Here is an 18,254-nt window from a genome sequence, read left to right on the forward strand (position 1 = left end):
TAAAAAAGGGACCGACCGTACCCGCACGATGCGCCCGGCCCCATAAAAACGGCTTCAGGCAGCGGCGGCGGCGAATTTTTCGTAGTAGAAGTTCGCCGGAGTAATGCCCTGTTCGCGGATGTACTGGCTGACCGCTTCGACCATCGGCGGCGGGCCACACAGGTACACATCGACATCGCCTTCGTTGAGGTGGCGCGGCTCGATGTGCTGGGTGACGTAACCCTTGAGCGGGTGCTGGCTCTCGGGGTTGGCCACGCAGGCGCTGTAACTGAAGTTGGGGATGCGTGCAGCCAGCGCCTGCAGGCGGTCAAGCTCAACCAGGTCAAAGTCGTTGGTCACGCCGTAGATCAGGTGCAGCGGATGCTCACTGCCCTCCTCGGCGATCTTTTCCAGCATCGCGGTGAACGGTGCGAGCCCGGTGCCACCTGCCAGCAGCAGCAATGGCCGGCGGATTTCACGCAGGTAGAAACTGCCCAACGGGCCAGCCAGGGTCATGCTGTCGCCAGCCTTGGCCAGACCTGTGAGGAAGCTGCTCATCAGGCCGCCCGGCACGTTGCGGATCAGGAAGCTGACCTCGCCATCCTTTTGCAGCGAGCTGAAGGAGTAAGCACGGGTCTGTTCGCTGCCAGGCACGCCGAGGTTGACGTACTGCCCGGGCAGGAAGGCCAGGCGGCTCAAGGCATCGCCCTTGATCGACAGGGCAATGGTGCTATCGGACAGCTGGCGCACCGCGCTGATGCTGGCCTGGTAGCTGGACTGCTCGGTCTTGCACACTTGCGATGAGGCTGGAATGCGTACCACGCAATCGCTTTCAGCGCGCATCTGGCAGGTCAGTACATAACCCTGGGCGGCTTCTTCCTCGCTCAAGGCGTCTTCGATGTATTCCTGGCCCAGGTCGTAACGACCGGCTTCGGCAAAACACTTGCAGGTACCGCAGGCGCCATCACGGCAGTCCAGCGGGATGTTGATGCCCTGGCGGTAGGCGGCGTCAGCCACGGTTTCGTCAGCAGTGGCGTCAATGAAACGGGTAACCCCGTCTTCGAAATTCAAGGCGATCTTGTGCATGGCACACCTCGCAGAAAAGCTGGATTCAGATGTGGTAAACGTCGATGACCTGACGCACGTAGTCGTTCTTGAGCACTACCTTCTTGGCCTTGATCAGCGGCCGTTCGCCGCGCACATCAAGGGTGTAGAAACTGGTGCCGAAGTGACTGTCCACTGTCTTGTAGCGAAAGCTCAGGGTGTGCCAGTTGAAGCGCACCTTGCAGACGCCATCGTTCTGTTCCAGCAGTTCGATGTTGCTGATGTTGTGCGAGGTCCGGGTGTCGGGCATGGTCGCACTGGAGCGTTCGGTCTTGATCCGGAACACCCGGTCTTCCAGACCGCCACGGTTGCCGTACCAGATCAGCGAGATTTCCCGTTGCGGATCTTCGGTGAGCTGGTCGTTGTCGTCCCAGGCCGGCATCCAGAAGGTGGCGTCGGCGGCGTAGCACTCCAGCCAGTTGTCCCACTGGCTGTCGTCCAGATAACGCGCTTCTTCGTAGAGGAAATCGCGCACTTGCTCGAAGGAAATGCTCATTGCACGGCCTCCACCGGGATCAGCTGTTGCTCGTCGGCGAGGGCCTTGAGCATGGTTTCCTGCCAGTACTTGTGTTGCAGCACGAACAGGCCTTCGTCTTCGGTACGCACACCGCTCATTTGCGGATGCAGGTCGATTTCCTGGGCAGCGGCATCGGCGCCGTCGACCCAGTGGGTTGCCCCGCGGGACATGTCGTTCCAGCCACGCCCGCCCTGGTAACCCATCTGGCACGAACGGAATTCTTCGAGGTCGTCCGGAGTGGCCATGCCACTGACGTTGAAGAAGTCCTCGTACTGACGGATGCGCTGGGACCGGGCCTCGGCGCTCTCGCCCTTGGGCGCGATGCAGTAGATGGTGATCTCGGTCTTGTCCACGGCGATCGGCCGGGCAATACGGATCTGCGAGCTGAACTGGTCCATCAGGTACACGTTCGGGTACAGGCACAGGTTGCGCGAGTTCTCGATCATCCAGTTGGCGCGGGCCTGGCCGAAGTCGGCGGCCAGCTCGTCACGGCGCTCGAACAGCGGACGGTCCTCAGGGTTGGCCCAACGGGTCCAGAGCAGCAGGTGACCTTTGTCGAAGGAGTAGAAACCACCACCGCTCTTGGCCCAGCCGCCAGCGCTCATGGTTTTCACTTCGCTGCCCGCCTCGCGCTGCTTGCGCTGGTTCTGGGTAGCGGCGTAGTTCCAGTGCACGGCACTGACGTGGTAGCCGTCGGCACCGTTCTCGGCGGTCAGCTTCCAGTTGCCTTCGTAGATGTAGGAGGACGAACCGCGCAGCACTTCCAGGCCTTCTGGCGACTGATCGACGATCATGTCGATGATCTTCGCCGACTCGCCCAGATGCTCGACCAGCGGGACCACGTCCGGGTTCAGGCTGCCAAACAGGAAACCGCGATAGGACTCGAAACGGGCAACCTTGGTCAGGTCATGGGAGCCTTCACAGTTGAAGCTCGCCGGGTAGCCGGCATCGACCGGATCCTTGACCTTGAGCAGCTTGCCGGAGTTGTTGAAGGTCCAGCCGTGAAACGGGCAGGTGTAAGACGAGCGGTTACCGCTCTTGTGCCGGCAGAGCATCGCACCGCGGTGGCTGCAGGCATTGAGGAAAGCATTGAGCACCCCGTCCTTGTTGCGCGCGATGAAAATCGGCTGGCGCCCCATGGTGGTGGTGAGGAAGTCGTTCTTTTCAGGAATCTGGCTTTCGTGGGCAAGGTACAGCCAGTTGCCTTCGAAAATGTGTTTCATCTCAAGATCGAACAGACGGGGGTCGGTGAACATCTCGCGCTTGCAGCGAAAGACGCCCTTCTCCTGATCTTCTTCAAGCAGGGAATTAAGGTAATCGAATCCCAGGGACATGGCCGGGGCCTCCGTTGTTATTGTGGTCAGGCCATGTCAGGTTAGGGAGCGAGGGGCACGGCAAATATCCGCTTTGTGCAGACCTTTATCCGTTTTCTGCAAAGTGTCAGGAACGACGCTTGAGGGTATCGGAGGGGAGTTCGCCGAACAGCGACTTGTAGTTTTCCGAGAAGCGGCCCAAGTGCACGAAGCCATAGTCCATGGCCAGTTCGGTGATGCTGCGCACCGGGCAGTTGGGGTCGGCAAGGCTGGCGTGGATGCGTTCGAGCTTCTTCTGGCGGATGTAGATTTTTGGCGTGGTGCCGGCGTTGCGCTCGAACAGCGCATACAACGAACGCAGGCTCATGCTGGCCTGACGCGCCAGTTGTTCACTGCAGATATCCAGCTTGAGGTTGCCCTCGATGTAGCCGGCAATCCGGTCGAAGGTCACCGCCTGGCTGGTCAGTGCCTCGCGACTGACGTTGGTCGGCATCAAGGTCAGCATCTTGCTGGCGACGATCTGACTGTAGTGCTCCTGCACCCGCAACAGCGGCTCGCTGGCTTCGGCTTCATGACAGACCATGGCCAGCAAGCCGGAGAAACCTTCCAGCGCCAGCAGCTGGTAATGGCTCTGGAGGAAGCGCACGCCTTCGCCGGGACGCTGCCAGCGTTGTTCATCGCAGACACTTTCCAGCAAGCGGTTGGGCAGCTTGAGAATGAATTTTTCGCAGTCGGCCGAATAGGCAAGGTCGACCGGCTCGTCCGGGTTGATCAACAGCAACTCGCCGGGCCCGAGCAAACGCTCGGCACGACCGCGCCGCCACAGGCAGTGGCCACGCAGCAGGATCTGCAGGTGAAAGACGTTTTCCAGGGCCGGCGACATCACCCGCACTTCGCCACCGTAGCTGATCCGGCACAGATCAAGGCTGGCGAACTTGCGATGATCGAGGCACGCCTCCGGATGCCCGTAACGCGGCAGGCGGATGTTATGCACCCCCACATGCTGATTGACGTAGGTCGACACGGCATAAGGATCGGCACGATCGAAAACCCGGCTGCGCTCACTGAGCAGGGGACTCTCCATACCAGGACACTCGTTGTAGTTATCCTGCGAGTCTAAGCGATAGCACGGGTTTTCGACCAATCCGTGGATGGACGGTGTGTTTCCAAAAGCATCGCGGGGCAAGCCCGCTTCCACAGGATCAGCACAAGCCGGTGGGAGCGGGCTTGCCCCGCGATAGTTCGTCAGCCTTACAACAACGTCCAGGTGTATGTCAGGATCACCCGGTTCTCATCAATATCCGAACGGTAGTTGGACCGCGCCATGGCATTGCGCAGCCGCACCCCCAGCCCCTTCAGCACCCCGCTCTGCACCGCGTAACCAATATCCAGATCGCGTTCATGTTCCTTGCCCTCGAAGCCTTTCCCGGTATCGACATTGTTACCCTTCAGATAGCGCACCGTTGCCGTCAGCCCCGGAACCCCCATGGCCACAAAGTCGTAGTCATAACGCACCTGCCAGGAGCGCTCATCGGCAAAAGAGAACTCATAGGTCGGTACTTCGTTGCCCAGCGGCGAAATATTCGGAAATACACGGGGAAAGGCATCTTCACCATAAATACCCTGGTAGCCGACGCTGAACGTATGCCCGCCGCGCTTGGCCGACAACAGTGAGTAGAACGCCTGGTTGTCGATATCGCCAATGCGGCTTTCGCCCTGCTCCTTGGCGCTGAAGTAGCCAAGGTTGGCACCCAGCACCCAATCACCCACCGGCTGGCTGTGTTTGAGGCCGACAAAGCCCTGTTGATAGATGTCCTCCAGACGGCCATACCAGAGGCTGAAAGTGCTGCGGTTGGCGTTGAAGCTGTAGTCGCCACCGGCAAAGTTGAAGGCATCGCTGTCGGCCTGGCGCTGCGGCAGGTGGCCGAGCATGGCGATCAGTTTTTCATCGCCTGCCTCGTTGCGCAGGCTGGTAGAGCTCAGGTGCCCCGCCTGCAGGGTCAGGCCGCTGATTTCCGCCGAGCTGATGCTGGCGCCCTGATAGGTCGGCGGCAGCAAACGCGAGTCGTTGTACTGAAGGATCGGCAAGTTGGTTTGCAGTTCACCGACTTTCAGTTCGGTCTTTGAATAACGCAACTTCAAGGTCGCTCCGGCGCGGCTGTATTCATCAGCCGCGCGGCCGTCATCCTGAACCGGCAGCAGGCCGGTGCCGGTGCGGTCCGGGCTGCTGTCGAGCTTGAGACCGAGCAGGCCGATGGCATCGACGCCAACGCCAATTGGTCCCGGGGTGTAGCCTGATTTGAAGTTGAGGATGAAGCCCTGCCCCCACTCCTCGGCCTTGGACTGCTTATTGGCGCCAACGATGCCGGAAAAATCACGGCTGAAGTAGTAGTTGCGCGCTTGCAGGGTGGCCGTGGCGTCCTTGAAAAAGTCAGGTTCGGCGGCCTGGGTGGTGAAACTCAGGGCGAACAAAGACAGCAACCCGATTGGACGGAGGTTGTTCATGATGACGTGCTCTTTTTATTGTTGTTTTTGAACTTGAGAGGTGTGGCGTTTGTATCGCGGGGCAAGCCCGCTCCCACCGGTTCAACACAATCCTGTGGGAGCGGGCTTGCCCCGCGATGAGGCTAAGCCGCCGACGGCAGCCTTGCCCCGGCCCGCGCCGAGCTGCGGCTGGCAAACACCATCATCGCCACCGCTGCCACCGCACCCGGCACCGCAAAGGCCATGAAGTTCAGCGCCAGCGGCAACTGGATCCCCAGCAACAGGCCGCCGAGGATCGGGCCGACGATTGCCCCGCTACGACCGATTCCCGAGGCCCAGCCAAGGCCGGTGGAACGGATGCCCATCGGATAGAACTGGGCAACACAGGCATACGCCAGGATCTGCGTACCGATCGTGGTCGCCCCGGCAATCGCGATCAGCAGGTACAGCACCGGTGTCGGGCTCTTGAAGCCCAGCAGGCTGATCGACAACGCCGCCAGCGCAAAGAACACCACCAGCACGCGGTCGAGCTTGAAACGATCGCCAATCCAACCACCACCGACAGCCCCGAAAATCGCCCCGAAGTTGAGCACCAGCAGGAAAGCCAGGCTCGATCCCAGGCCGTAACCGGCGTTGTTCATCAGTTTTGGCAGCCACGAGTTGAGGGCGTAGACCATCAACAGGCAGCAGAAGAACGCGACCCAGAGCATCAACGTACTCAGCGCCCGGCCTTCACGAAACAGCTGCGGAACCGACCCACCGGCCTCAACACCAGTGACCACTTCCAGACGGTCGCCGGCCTGTGGCTGGTAGCTGGGTTCGACCCGTTGCAGCAACTGGCTGGCCTGTTCGGTGCGTCCCTGACGCACCAGAAAACCCAGGGACTCCGGCAGAAAACGCAGAATTAACGGCAACAGCAGCAAGGGGATGACTGCGACGTAGAACACCGACTGCCAACCGAACGCCGGCAACAACACGATACCCAGGCCGGCCGAGAGCATGCCGCCCACCGAGTAACCGCTGAACATGATCGCTACCAGGGTGCTGCGCATCCGCTTGGGAGCGTATTCGTTCATCAGCGCCACGACGTTGGGCATTACCCCACCGATTCCCAAGCCCGCCAGGAAGCGGCAGATACCGAATTCCGTCGGGTTGCGGGCGAAGCCGTTGAGCACGGTGAAGCCACTGAAGAGGATCACGCAGATCATGATCGCCTTCTTGCGGCCGATACGGTCCGACAACGGCCCGAACACCAGCGCGCCGAACATCATGCCGAACAGCGCGTAGCTGCCCAGGGCCCCGGCCTGCAAAGGGGTCATCCCCCATTCCTGCATCAAGGCCGGCAACACCACGCCGTAAATGACCAGGTCGTATCCGTCGAAGATGATGATCAGCGCGCACCAGAACAGCACACGCCAGTGGAAGGTATTGAACTTCGCCTGATCGATCAGGCCATTGATATCGATAGCTCGCATGTGGCGTGTCTCTTTTGTTGTTGTTATCGAAACCCGAAGGCGAACCTGCCGTGCAGTGTTCGCGATCTCAGGTTAGGAGCAGTACAAAAGGGCCAATAGCCGTTTCCTGCGAATCGCTATCCAGTTTGCGCAACGGCTGACCAGGAGTCAGCGATGCCGTTTGAAGGTGGCCGAGGGCAGTTCGCCAAAACGCTGGCGATAGCTTTCGGCAAAGCGCCCAAGGTGCAGGAAGCCGTAGTCCAGGGCGATCTCGGTAACGTTGCGCACCGCGCTTGCCGGGTCCTGCAGGGCGGCATGAATGCGCTCAAGCTTGCGCTGGCGCACATAGCCCTTGGGCGACAAACCGGCATGGCGCTCGAACAGTGAGTACAAGGTGCGTTCGCTGACCCGCGCGACAGTCATCAACTGGCCGACACTGATGTCCTGCTCCAGATGGGCGTCGATGTAGGCTGCCAACTGCTCGAACGAGTGGGTCTGCTGCACCGGCTCGGCACGCTGAACGTTGTTGCCGAGCAAGCTGAGCAACTTGCTGGCAACGATGCGCCCGTAATGTTCCTGGACCTGCAGCAACGAGTCGGTGGACTCCGCCTCTTCGCAGATCAACCCGAGCAAGCCGATAAAACCTTCCAGCTCACCGGTGACATGACGCGCGCTGTTGAAACGAATGCCACCCTCGGGCAACTGCCAGCGCTGTTCCAGGCAAGCTTGCTCGAGCAGGCTGACCGGCAACTTGAGGATGAACTTCTCGCAGTCGGCCGAATAGGTCAGGTCGACCGGATCGTCCGGGTTGATCAACAGCAGCTCGCCGGGCACGTAGTGATGTTCATTGCCACGAAAACTGGACTGGCAATGGCCCTTGAGCAGAATCTGCAGGTGATACAGCGAACCCAGGGCGGGCGAGGTAATCCGCGCCTTGCCGCCATAGCTCAAGCGGCACAGGTCGAGGCTGGCGAACTTGCGGTGGTTGATGCTCGCCTTCAGGTCGCCGGTTCTGGGCAGGCGCAGGCTATGGCCACCGACATGCTGGTTAACGTATTCGGACACGGCATAAGGGTCGGCGCGCTGAAACACACAGCTGCGCTCGCTCAACAGGTGGCTGCTCATGGGCTGCCCTCTTCTTGTTCTTGCTGGACGATATCCACAGGGTCTGGTTATCCACAGGGCACCAGCTTGCGTCAGCACCCGCAGGCAGTCCAATATCTGTTGGGTAGGCAACAATACCCTGGAGGTATCATGGAACTGCGCCATCTGCGTTACTTCCGGGTGCTCGCTCAGACCCTGAACTTCACCCGCGCCGCCGAGCAGCTGCACATTGCCCAGCCGCCTTTGAGCCGGCAAATCCGCCAGCTGGAGGAAACCCTCGGAGTCGATCTGCTTGAGCGTAGCCGTCCGCTGCGCCTGACCGAGGCCGGGCGCTACTTTTATGAACAGAGTGCAATGTTGCTCGACCAGCTCGAGCAAATTTCCGAAGGCACCCGGCGTATTGCCAACAGCGAACGCCAATGGCTGCGCATCGGCTTCGCGCCTTCGACCCTTTACGACCTGTTACCCGAGTTGATTCGCCAACTGCGCAGTAATCAGGAGCTGGAGCTTGGCCTGCAGGAAATGATTACTCTACAGCAGGTCGAAGCCTTGAAAGCCGGACGCATCGATATCGGCTTCGGCCGCATCCACATCAAAGACCCGGCCATTGACCAGCAGGTACTGCGCGAAGACCCGCTGGTAGTCGCCCTGCCCTGCGGCCATCCGTTGATCGGCCAGCCCATCGACCTGGTGCGCCTGGCCTTTGAACCCTTCGTGCTTTACCCCGCCACCCCGCGCCCGAGCTACGCCGACCACATCATGGCGTTGTTCTCCAGTCAGGGCCTGAGCGTGCAGGTGATTCAGTGGACCAACGAACTGCAGACCGCCCTCGGGCTGGTGGCTGCCGGCCTGGGGATAACTTTGGTGCCCGCCTCGGTGCAGCGCCAGCACCGCGACGATATCGTTTACGCACCGCTGAGCGAGGCAGCGGCGGTTTCACCGATCATTCTCAGTCGCCGGGTTGGGGATAACTCGCCACAGGTCCGGCATTGCCTGAGTCTGATTGAACGCATGACCGGCCACTAGGGCCGGTCACGCATCGCTCAGGCCAAGCTGGCCTGAGTTTTATCCACAGCCCCGGAATGAAAGCGCTCGGCGAGGAACGGGGTGATATCCACAGGCGAAGGTTCCTCATGCAGGACCTTGTCGATCATCACCCCGGTGATCGCCGAGGTGAGGATGCCGGTGCGAAAGTGTCCACAGGCATTCAGGTAACCGGAGACTTCCGGTACTGGCCCGAGGATCGGCAATTCATCCGGAGACCCTGGACGTAAACCGGCCCAGGTACGCTTGAGGTTGATTTGCGCCAGCTCCGGAATACAACGAATTGCGCCCTGCACCAGGCCGTTGATTTCCGGGAAGGTATTGCTGACGTCGAAACCTTTGTCTTCGGTGGTGCTGCCGATCAGGATCTCGCCGTTGTCCTTCTGCGCCATGTAGCAATCACTGGTGGTAATGCAGCCGTTCAGCAGCTTGGGCATGCGTTCGGTGAGGATGATCTGGCCCTTCACCGGGCTCACCGGGATCCGCAGGCCGGTGGCCTGTTCGCTGAGGTCGGCCGCCCAGGCACCTGCGGCATTGATCAGGGTCTGGCAATGGAAGGTACCTTCCTCGGCGGTCTGCACTCCGCTGACCCGTGAGCCCTGATGCAATACACCGGTGACGTTGGTGTTGTGGAACAAATCGACACCGTTCTGTCGCGCCGCTTCCATATAGGCGTCGGCCAGACGGAACGGACTGACCTGGTGATCGCAAAGAAACTCCAGGGCACCACGCGCCTGATGGCTGACCGCCGGTTCCGCCTGACGCAGGGCCTCGCGGTCGAGCCAGCGCACCTGCTCGGCCAGGTGCGGGATCTGCGCGACGATATGCTCGGCGTACAGCTGGTCTTCATCGTCGTAGATCACATACTTGAGGCCGGTGCGCTCGAACTTGAAGTCCATGCCGTGACGCTCGATCAGTTCACGGTGCAGCTGTGGATAAAGTGCGTTGGACTGCAGGGCAAAGTCGAAGAACGACTGCGGCAGGATATGCGGCGTGCTGGCATCCACCACCACCGCAGCCCCTTGCGCCTGGCGCTTGTGCTGGGCCGACATCATGCGAAAGAAAATCACCCCGCAGCCCAGGCCGACCGACTCGCCAATCGCCCACAGGCCACCGGCCGAAGCGCGGGTGGCATTACCGGGGCGCTTGGCATCAATCAGGGCGATCTTCAGGTTCTTGCGTTTGGACAGCTGATAAGCGCAGGAGGCGCCAATGACGCCACCGCCAGCAATGACTACGTCGTAGGTTCTGTTCATGGTTCAGGCTTCCGTGCCAGGTTGCTGGAATGCAGAGAACGGTATCGGGTCGACCGGAAAACGCGGGCGCAGCCAACCGACGTCAACACGACCTGTCGCTTCGCGCAGACGGTCGCTGCAGTAGCCCACGCACATACGTCCCTGACAGTCGCCCATGCTCACCCGCGTACGCATCTTCAGTCCGGCCATGTCTTCCACGCCCTGCTCCAGGGCCAGGTCGATATCCGCACGGGTCACATGCTCACAGCGGCAGATCACCGTATCGGCCTGCGGTAATTCGATCTGCCGGGTGCCACGTTGGGTATAGCGCTCTACCCCGGCGCGAAAGCGCTTGATTGCCGCCAACTGTCCCAGGTACTGCTCGCGCAGTTCGATGGCCTGCTCGGCATTGAGCACTTCGCGCTGCAGCAGGATCGACACCGCTGCAATCCGCCCGGTCAGCATTGCCGCTTCACCACCACGGATACCGCCCATGTCGCCGGCCAGATGAATGTGCTGCTGGCTGCTCTGCTGCCAGACATTGCTCTTGGCGCGCAGGTAGCCATCTTCACTAAAGCCGTGCTCCAACCCCAACTGCTGGCTGAGCTGGGTACGCGGTATGAAGCCGTAGCCCACCGCCAGGGTTTGCGCGGGTTCGCGCTGGGCACGGCTGTGGTCGGGCTGCCAGTTGTTGTCGTAAGGCGCCACGACGACTTCTGCGAGTTCGCCCTCACCCCTGGCCTCGACCACGCCCCAACCGTAATACATCGGAATGCCGTTGAGCTTCATGTAACCGAGCATGCTCAAGCCATCGAGAAACAGCTGCGGCTTGTTCAGCAGCGCCAGGCTTTCCTTGGCGATCTTGCCGAAAGCGCAAGCTTCATAGACACCGGCCACTTTCGCCCCGGCTGCATGCAGTTGGCAGGCCACCAGAGGCAGCAAGGGACCAGTGCCGGCAATCACCGTGCTGCCCAGCGGTTTGACCACGCCGCTCTTGATCTGCAACTGCAAGCCACCGAGCAACAGCACACCGGGCAGCGTCCAGCCAGGAAACGGCACGTTGCGCTCATGGCAACCGGCCGACAGCACCAGGTGCGAGTAGTCAATCTGATGCAGACGCTCTTCGCCATCGAGCACCATCAAACACTGTTCGTCACCGCCTACCACGCGGCTGTTGAGGCGCAGGTCGATGTGCCCGGCGCAGGCAGCGAATTCCTTGTGCAGTGTGTTCAGGGCCTTGCTGTAGCGCGCCCCCAGATAACCCAGGTCAACGCCTGCGCGCAGCGGTCCGCGATACACCACCCCACCCGGCCGCGACGCCTCATCGAACAACACACTGGGTACACCGTGATGCGCCAACTCAATGGCTGCCGCCATACCTGCCGAACCACCACCGACAATCACTGGACGCAGACTCATGGCGCCTCCTGCCCGGCAAAGCGGTTGCTCAGGGTTTCCACCTGCATACCGGGCTGGACCACGGTCTGGCAGGCACGGCGCTTGGGCCGGCCATTGATTGAAACCAGGCAGCAATGGCATACGCCCATGCCGCAAAAAGCACCGGTCAGCTGTGCGTGATCGTTGCGCGCCACCTGGCGCAGGCCCACAGCGTTGAGCACGGTGAGCACCGTCTCGCCGGCGGCGACTTCGACCGGCTGGCCGTTGAGATGGATGGTCATGTCAGCCCGCGACAGGGGCTGGATGTCGAGTTTTCGATCCAGTGTTTGCATAGCGCCTTTCATCCGTGAAAAGGGAATTTGGCTTTTCACACTATGCGAAGCAGACACGGCGCCTATTGACCCAGGCCAGTCTTTGGACGTACTTGACCGATGAAGTAAAAACTATCTGTGCGAAAACGAGGGTTCTTCTGACCCGTTCCAGGCAGTTCGGACGGCTCGTAGAATGATTACGAGCCGTCCGAGAAAAGCCTATTTCAGTGTGCGCCAGATCTGTAGCGGCACCTTTTAGCGCACGATGACCTGGAGCATCCAGATGTGGCTCAGTTGTTGACCGCTAGTTTGAACCACAGCCCGTCGAGTTTCTGGATCGGGCACTGGTCGTTGAAGCCACTGGTGTCGGTACGTGCAGCCGACATACTTCCAGGGGTGTCATTTGCCTTGGTGAAGGTGAGCAGGCCACAGTCCTTGACCCGTACTACCAACGGGCTTACCTCCGGAAACTTGCCAGGTTCTGCGCTAAAGCCCGGATAACCGCTGATCATCTTGTGCTCCCCGCCACTGATGCGGTGGGCTTCCAGACGAGTTTCACCACCGGGCATCTGGGTGAAACGCAAGTACTGACCGTTCTCTTGTGGCACGGTTGCCGGTTGCGACTTGGCGCCTGCCGTAGTGGTGGAGGTGGCTTGATTATCACAACCAGCAAGGGCTAACAGTACAGTACCAACGACGAACAGCCTGTTCATGCAACAATACTCCTAAGGGTATTTTCAAATAGTTATTTTACTGGATCGTCCATTTGGACTTAAGTGCGTCCTGCACCGGTAAAACGGCGATAGAGATTGCGTGAGGCAATAGCAATCTTCGGGGAGAAGGAAAACAACAGCAGTGATGCCACAGAAACCAGCCACCGACAGTTGAACCAGCACAGTACGTATTTGTTCAGAAGCAGATGGGCATAACGCAGCGCCCTGTGTCGCGGCAAACGGCGTGCCCGCCTCTTGCCCACATCGAGCTCTGCGATAACGGACTCGGAGGCGTAAGGACGACTGAGGAAGCGTGCAGGTGGCGCCACCCCAAGGCTCTGCCAGTCGTGGACCTCAAAGTTGTTCAGCAGCAAATCTTCCCAAGCGTTAAACAACTCGAAGCTTGTGTGGGAAATATGTTCAAGATCAAGTGCCAGACCGTTCTTCTGCACAAATCGCAGGAAGATCGCCTGTTCGGGCAACAGACGGAACGAGGTGAAGCCCTGAAAAGTACCGATTGGATTAGTACGCGGGCCGTTCTGCAAGTACAGGAACTTCTCGGGCAACTGTCCGATGCTCCACAGTTTGCGAAGATCCTCGGTACGGCCGTACTGGAGCGTATCGGTCAGGTGGAACAGATAAGGCACCTTTAAAGGATCGCGCAGGAACAGGTTGGACACGCCAATCTTGCGATGAAACAACTCCGCCGTCTCGGCATTGCTAGCCATTGCGGCGATACAGCAAAGCAACGACCCATCGACCAGCACATGGTCGGTTCTGAGCTTTATACAGTACTCGCGGGTCGCCAACTCGAGTCCGCTGGTCATTGAGGCGATCAGTTTGTTGACGTTGTTCTTGTTACCATTAATGTCCACGATGTGGTACGAAGGCTCAGCTCTGACAATGAGGATTTCCTCAGCGTTGATCTCCAGCTGATCATCATGGCTGCAGAGGATGACCTGCGCATCGGGCAGGAATCGCAGAACAGAGTCGATTGCCCTCTGCGCGATATTCGATTGCCCATCGAATATCGGCCCCTGAATGATGACCGAGATGTCCCGCGAGCTGAAGGCGTTAGTCATGAAACCAACTGTTCAGAGTGGCCCAACAGGCGACGCACGGAGTCCTGCAGGGGCTCAACACTGGTATCGACTATGAACTCTGCCGTAGTTGGGATTTCATAAGGGGAGTCAATGCCCGTGAAGCCATTGATCAGCCCACGCCGAGCTTTGTTGTAAAGCCCTTTCGGATCGCGGTGCTCACATTGCGCCAGGGGTGTCGAAACATAGACCTCGAGAAATTGCGAAGGCCCAAACAGTGCCCGCACTCGATCTCGATCTCGTTGGTATGGAGAGATGAAGGCGCATATCACTACCAGGCCTGCATCAACCATGAGTTTAGCAACCTCACCGGCACGACGAATATTTTCCACCCTGTCAGATTCATTCATGCCCAGATCCCGGCACAGACCATGACGAAAGTTGTCGCCATCTAACAGATAGGTTCTTTTTCCAGCACGATGAAGTTCGTAGTCCAGCGCGTTGGCAAGTGTCGACTTTCCGGAACCCGACAGGCCTGTAAACCAAATACAGGCACCTTTCTGCCGCATGAGTTCGGATCGCATCTGCGTGGTTACTTGCTGTTCGTGCCAGCGCACCTGACTACTTAATCCTGTTGACATACTTACTTCTCCATTCCTCGGGCAACCGAAACTCCACCCGTTGCCTAGTCGAAACCCACAGTAATTGCATTGCCAGAAGTAAACTCGCGCTCAGATCAATGGGCGAAAGAAATGGATCTGATCATGATACCGAGATCCCGATTGTCATCTGAAATACCTAGGGCAGCAGGATTTCTCGGATTGCCCACGACAACTCTCAAGGTTACGGATTTGGAACGCTGCACGAACTCGGGCGAATCGAAGATAACCAGATTCGATCCACCATTGGATGCACCGAGTGTCAGAGTGGTCTTGCCGATCAGAACATCGTCCAAATAGATACTGAATGTCGTTCCTGCATCATGAATGCCGAGACTCCAAGAGATATCGAGCGTTGTATATAACCGTCCAGAGATATTTTTCTCCGGCGTAAAGCAGATCGTACCGACCTCTCCCTTGGTCCAAGAGCCATCATCTTCTGCCGGGTAAAATCCCTTGAAGACATACTTCCAGGAATTTCCTGTCGCCGTCATATCAATTTTCCCACTGCTGGGAAGGGGGTATCCCACAAGACATCCCGCAGCGATTTTCTCCGCGGCATCGTCAACCCAATTCTCTACGTCGAATAGCTCGGTGATGACATCCAGAACAACCTGACCCGAGTTATTCTCCAGGAAATTTGGCTCAGCTTTCTTTCCGCTAGAAGCCATTTCCGCCAGGTCGAAGTCTTGCTCGACCTTCAGGAAGTCGGCCACCCGCTTCGCGATAGCCTGGTTTTCGTTCAGGCGAAACTCCTCATAAAGCAGCCAAAGAAAATCCCCATTATCCCGCTGGCTGATAGCGTAGTTGAAAGAATTCAACCAATCGCAGAACGCATTTTCAGCATCCCCCGACAATGTGCCGTCGGTTTTTGCGACATAGGAATTAACGACGTCGACGGGATTACGGATGATATTGATCTCACGGAGTGCCACACCTGGTGGGTAAGTGGTTTTCTCCCACATTTGCAGCCCCGGAAATTTGGAACCAATCACCGCCGGGGCTTTCCCGAAGACTATTGAGAAGATCGCGTTGACTATGGGGAGAAGGTCACGCTCCCGGACAATGATCGAGTCCGCAAACATGGGGTATCCACCCAAAGAGGTATGAAAGTCCTGATTTTTGAAGAGCAACTCGAGCGTATCAAAGAAGTCCTTGGGATAATGCTCGTGCAGAACCGCGATACTTTTGCTCTTGTTCAAGGCCGAACCCAGCGCGGTAGTGCCACTTCGCGGGCAACCGGTAACATTAAGCCAAGTCATTTCCTTACACATAACCACTCTAAACCCCACCCGATCAGACTTCCCACGCAGCAAATCCGGAACCCGCGCGCGCTAAAAACTGGAGATAGCCTCCGAAAACCACCAACTGCTGGATCAATGGCTGAGTGTCGTAGTCAGCCGCTCAACCACTCGCTTCACGCTCCTGTATAGGAGATGCACCGGCCCCGGAGTCAGCGTTTTCAGGACAGCGAAGAATACGCGAGATCGAATGGTCTTTACCCATACAGTCGTCTGATATGACGTCAAACGATTGGGATTAACCTGAACCATCGCCTCTGCGCTGATACTCATCGCCGTCATATCCTTCGGAGCAACTTCAAAAGCGATAATGGCTGGCGGATTGGCGCAGGCGTAAAGCAGCTCACGCATGGCATCGTGCAACTGAACCAGATTGGCGACACTACCAAGCGCGTGCCGTACCAAGAGGCCTTTCCCCTCTACGCGCGAAAGTATCTCCTGAATGGCTTGTACATCGGGCTTATAGTTTTCGGTACTTTTACGTAGAAAGTCGTCTGCAACCGTGTCGACCCATTCGATGGGTGCAGTAGCATGATTACCAGAAGGCATCGGCAATACACAATGGTCGACAACCAGCGACGCTGGAGGATTCGCACCTGCTCTTTGCTCAGAAAGCCACGTTTTGACCTGTTGGAACTGCTCTGGTGATGTAACCGCCATAGCGGAAATAATCGCCACTAATGGGACATCGCTCACAGCTGTTTATCCTTATAACTCGACCACGGAGTGGATCCGACGATAGCCTTGTACAGGGCATAGAACCCCATATCCGTTGCAACCATTGCTTTTCGGTTACGCCACAGGAACCAGGCACTGGAAAATGAGCCAAGGCGGGCCAGTAGTGTCCGTTTAGGCAAATAGTCAGAAAGGCTGTTAGCGTAGACTTTTCCATTTGGCCGCTGGGCAGACTGATTGATGATTTCGCTACAGTTCAATATGACCGACTCTCTTGCCTTGCTCGATCCAGCAACAAAGTCCCGCGCAATTTTTTCCTTGCTTTGATAGGAAATCTGCTCGCTGACGACCAGCTTCTCAAGGTCATTGATAAAATTTCTGACCACTGTCGGACGCAATGGCACACGCGCCGCATGAATGACCTGCACAAGCCAGCGCAATCGCCGCTTCGTTTGGCTGGCTGCTGCTGCGGGAGACTCCAAGGAAGCATCAGCCTCGATGCCCCAACGCTTCATGAAGGTCACATGGTCGCGCGCGGCCTGGTCCTGAGTCTTGCGATTGACGGGTTTTCGAGGCAGGAACGACAGCAGTTCGAACAGCGTGCGATGGGGTTTCAGGTTGCCGCCCTGGGTTTCGCAAAGCGTGGTGCCCAGCCAGTTCAGCATACTGCGCGAAAGCATCGACTGCGTGAACGAATAAGGGTTCACACGGGACGGAATACCAAGCCGCCCTGCCCGTTCGCCCTGCTCGACATCCTCGAACTCAGTCCAGTACAGCGATTCATCCTGAGGGATTCGTGACCAAACGCGCCGTTTTACGAGATACAGGCTGCCACTGGGATACGTGTTGGCTGAATACCGATGTCCGTTTGCATAAGCGAACGCCGTATCCTCAACCCGCTCAAAGATGGCGGGGGCAAATCGCGAGGTCTTGGAGGTATCGTCGCGACGCGGCGCTTCCGTACGGTGCGAGGCCAATCCTTGGGAGATAAAGAAGTCTGAATAACGGCGTATACAGAAATTCGTGCGATCGTCAAAATACAAGGACTGGAATGCGGTCAGCGGATAAGCATTGCCGAAACGTTGAATCGAGTCGTAAAAGTCATCCGGCAGGAAAACCCTGTCATGCACGATGCAAAGATTTTCATACTGTGCTTCCTGAGCTAGGCGGTTCTTCTTCGAACAGATCTTGAGTGGAGGAGCAGTAATATCCTCACCGACAATGCGTACGTGCTCCCAGTACAGGAAGTCCTTGGCTGGTCTTCCGCACAGCAGAATTTCTTTCTTGGGAATTGGAAGCTCAAGGATACGAGCCACGCATGCATTGAGCAGAGTTGCATCATCGGGACCTGCAGGAATGCCGAACGTCCACTCATCTAGGCTGCCATGCTCCGCATCCAGCAAGCTCGCTTTCCGGTAACGACGATAGCCATCGGCGGTATCTTCCAGGACCATCGCCCCCTGGAAATACTCCCGCATGAAATAACAGTCGATCCCAATGGACTCGACGAGCTCGATGACAGCCCCCACGGGAGCCGCATGGGCCAGGTCCCACAGTATCAAGGGTGCGAGCGCGGAGTCCGTCTGGATACCCCACAGCACCAGGGAGTTTCCCTTCGGCCATTCCAGTCGGGACAAGCCGCTAACCTTCTTGATGACGCAATCAGCGTCCCGTGATTCATTCTCGCGAAATGTCATCACGTTGTCGGACGTGGAACGGGCAACTGCCTGAGCCGGTAACTCCGGCAGGTGCTTAGCTGCTGGATACCCAAGGTGTTTCAGATATTTAAGTTGAATCAGCATGTCGCTATCAATCTCAGCTTCGAGCTCTTGCATACTGCAGGAGGCAGTACGAATACCCATTTACGTAGATCGCGCACTTCTTCAATCCGGAGCACGCGCCGCACGGTGGTGCAAACGAACC

Annotated in this window: 17 protein-coding genes; 1 reads left to right on the forward strand and 16 read right to left on the reverse strand. The window is 58.1% G+C overall.

The genetic code is table 11. The features are described from left to right. Positions 1-54: 54 nt before the first annotated feature. The 7 genes from benC to PSAKL28_RS26265 all read right to left on the reverse strand — a co-directional run bounded on the left by benC (position 55) and on the right by PSAKL28_RS26265 (position 7,976). Complete coding sequence (benC, locus tag PSAKL28_RS26235; protein WP_038616066.1) at positions 55-1,065, reverse strand: benzoate 1,2-dioxygenase electron transfer component BenC; 1,011 nt, start codon at positions 1,063-1,065, stop codon at positions 55-57. Positions 1,066-1,090: 25 nt separating this feature from the next. Beyond that, positions 1,091-1,579 carry a benzoate 1,2-dioxygenase small subunit gene (gene benB, locus PSAKL28_RS26240; protein ID WP_038616069.1) on the reverse strand — a complete coding sequence of 163 codons (489 nt, stop codon included), beginning with the start codon at positions 1,577-1,579 and terminating at the stop codon, positions 1,091-1,093. Next, positions 1,576-2,934, reverse strand: a complete 1,359-nt coding sequence (benA, locus tag PSAKL28_RS26245; protein WP_038616071.1) for a benzoate 1,2-dioxygenase large subunit — start codon at positions 2,932-2,934, stop codon at positions 1,576-1,578. The genes benB and benA overlap by 4 nt, the downstream gene beginning before the upstream one ends. Before the next feature lie 106 nt (positions 2,935-3,040). Continuing rightward, positions 3,041-3,997, reverse strand: a complete 957-nt coding sequence (locus tag PSAKL28_RS26250; RefSeq protein WP_038616074.1) for an AraC family transcriptional regulator — start codon at positions 3,995-3,997, stop codon at positions 3,041-3,043. A gap of 167 nt (positions 3,998-4,164) precedes the next feature. Continuing rightward, positions 4,165-5,418, reverse strand: coding sequence for an OprD family porin (locus tag PSAKL28_RS26255; protein WP_038616076.1), 1,254 nt, complete (start codon positions 5,416-5,418; stop codon positions 4,165-4,167). A gap of 122 nt (positions 5,419-5,540) precedes the next feature. Then, on the reverse strand, positions 5,541-6,872 hold the full coding sequence (locus tag PSAKL28_RS26260; protein ID WP_038616078.1) for an aromatic acid/H+ symport family MFS transporter: 1,332 nt from the start codon (positions 6,870-6,872) through the stop codon (positions 5,541-5,543). A gap of 147 nt (positions 6,873-7,019) precedes the next feature. Beyond that, complete coding sequence (locus PSAKL28_RS26265) at positions 7,020-7,976, reverse strand: AraC family transcriptional regulator (protein ID WP_038616080.1); 957 nt, start codon at positions 7,974-7,976, stop codon at positions 7,020-7,022. A gap of 129 nt (positions 7,977-8,105) precedes the next feature. Between PSAKL28_RS26265 and PSAKL28_RS26270 the strand changes: the two genes are divergently transcribed. Continuing rightward, positions 8,106-8,981 carry a LysR family transcriptional regulator gene (locus PSAKL28_RS26270; RefSeq protein ID WP_038616082.1) on the forward strand — a complete coding sequence of 292 codons (876 nt, stop codon included), beginning with the start codon at positions 8,106-8,108 and terminating at the stop codon, positions 8,979-8,981. A gap of 17 nt (positions 8,982-8,998) precedes the next feature. On the opposite strand, the gene hcnC is transcribed toward PSAKL28_RS26270, so the two are convergent. The 9 genes from hcnC to PSAKL28_RS26580 form a co-directional block, all read right to left on the reverse strand. Then, complete coding sequence (gene hcnC, locus PSAKL28_RS26275) at positions 8,999-10,255, reverse strand: cyanide-forming glycine dehydrogenase subunit HcnC (protein WP_038616085.1); 1,257 nt, start codon at positions 10,253-10,255, stop codon at positions 8,999-9,001. Between the two features lie 3 nt (positions 10,256-10,258). Continuing rightward, positions 10,259-11,653 carry a cyanide-forming glycine dehydrogenase subunit HcnB gene (gene hcnB, locus PSAKL28_RS26280; RefSeq protein WP_038616088.1) on the reverse strand — a complete coding sequence of 465 codons (1,395 nt, stop codon included), beginning with the start codon at positions 11,651-11,653 and terminating at the stop codon, positions 10,259-10,261. Beyond that, positions 11,650-11,964 carry a cyanide-forming glycine dehydrogenase subunit HcnA gene (gene hcnA, locus PSAKL28_RS26285; protein WP_038616090.1) on the reverse strand — a complete coding sequence of 105 codons (315 nt, stop codon included), beginning with the start codon at positions 11,962-11,964 and terminating at the stop codon, positions 11,650-11,652. Before hcnA ends, hcnB begins: the two co-directional genes overlap by 4 nt. Positions 11,965-12,233: 269 nt before the next feature. Continuing rightward, positions 12,234-12,656: a hypothetical protein gene (locus PSAKL28_RS26290; protein ID WP_038616093.1), complete on the reverse strand. Its 423-nt coding sequence runs from the start codon at positions 12,654-12,656 to the stop codon at positions 12,234-12,236. A gap of 59 nt (positions 12,657-12,715) precedes the next feature. After that, the gene (locus PSAKL28_RS26295) at positions 12,716-13,738 is read right to left on the reverse strand and encodes a WavE lipopolysaccharide synthesis family protein (RefSeq protein WP_038616095.1); all 1,023 of its coding nucleotides are present in this window, start codon (positions 13,736-13,738) and stop codon (positions 12,716-12,718) included. Further along, positions 13,735-14,337: an adenylyl-sulfate kinase gene (gene cysC / locus PSAKL28_RS27270; protein ID WP_075226614.1), complete on the reverse strand. Its 603-nt coding sequence runs from the start codon at positions 14,335-14,337 to the stop codon at positions 13,735-13,737. Before cysC ends, PSAKL28_RS26295 begins: the two co-directional genes overlap by 4 nt. A 95-nt stretch (positions 14,338-14,432) precedes the next feature. After that, on the reverse strand, positions 14,433-15,557 hold the full coding sequence (locus PSAKL28_RS26305; protein ID WP_157687073.1) for a hypothetical protein: 1,125 nt from the start codon (positions 15,555-15,557) through the stop codon (positions 14,433-14,435). Between the two features lie 174 nt (positions 15,558-15,731). After that, complete coding sequence (locus tag PSAKL28_RS26310) at positions 15,732-16,352, reverse strand: hypothetical protein (protein ID WP_038616103.1); 621 nt, start codon at positions 16,350-16,352, stop codon at positions 15,732-15,734. Then, complete coding sequence (locus PSAKL28_RS26580) at positions 16,349-18,193, reverse strand: hypothetical protein (protein WP_051939579.1); 1,845 nt, start codon at positions 18,191-18,193, stop codon at positions 16,349-16,351. The genes PSAKL28_RS26310 and PSAKL28_RS26580 overlap by 4 nt, the downstream gene beginning before the upstream one ends. Positions 18,194-18,254 lie beyond the last annotated feature (61 nt).

Origin of the sequence: Pseudomonas alkylphenolica (assembly GCF_000746525.1) — a bacterium.
GTDB classification, from domain to species: domain Bacteria; phylum Pseudomonadota; class Gammaproteobacteria; order Pseudomonadales; family Pseudomonadaceae; genus Aquipseudomonas; species Aquipseudomonas alkylphenolica.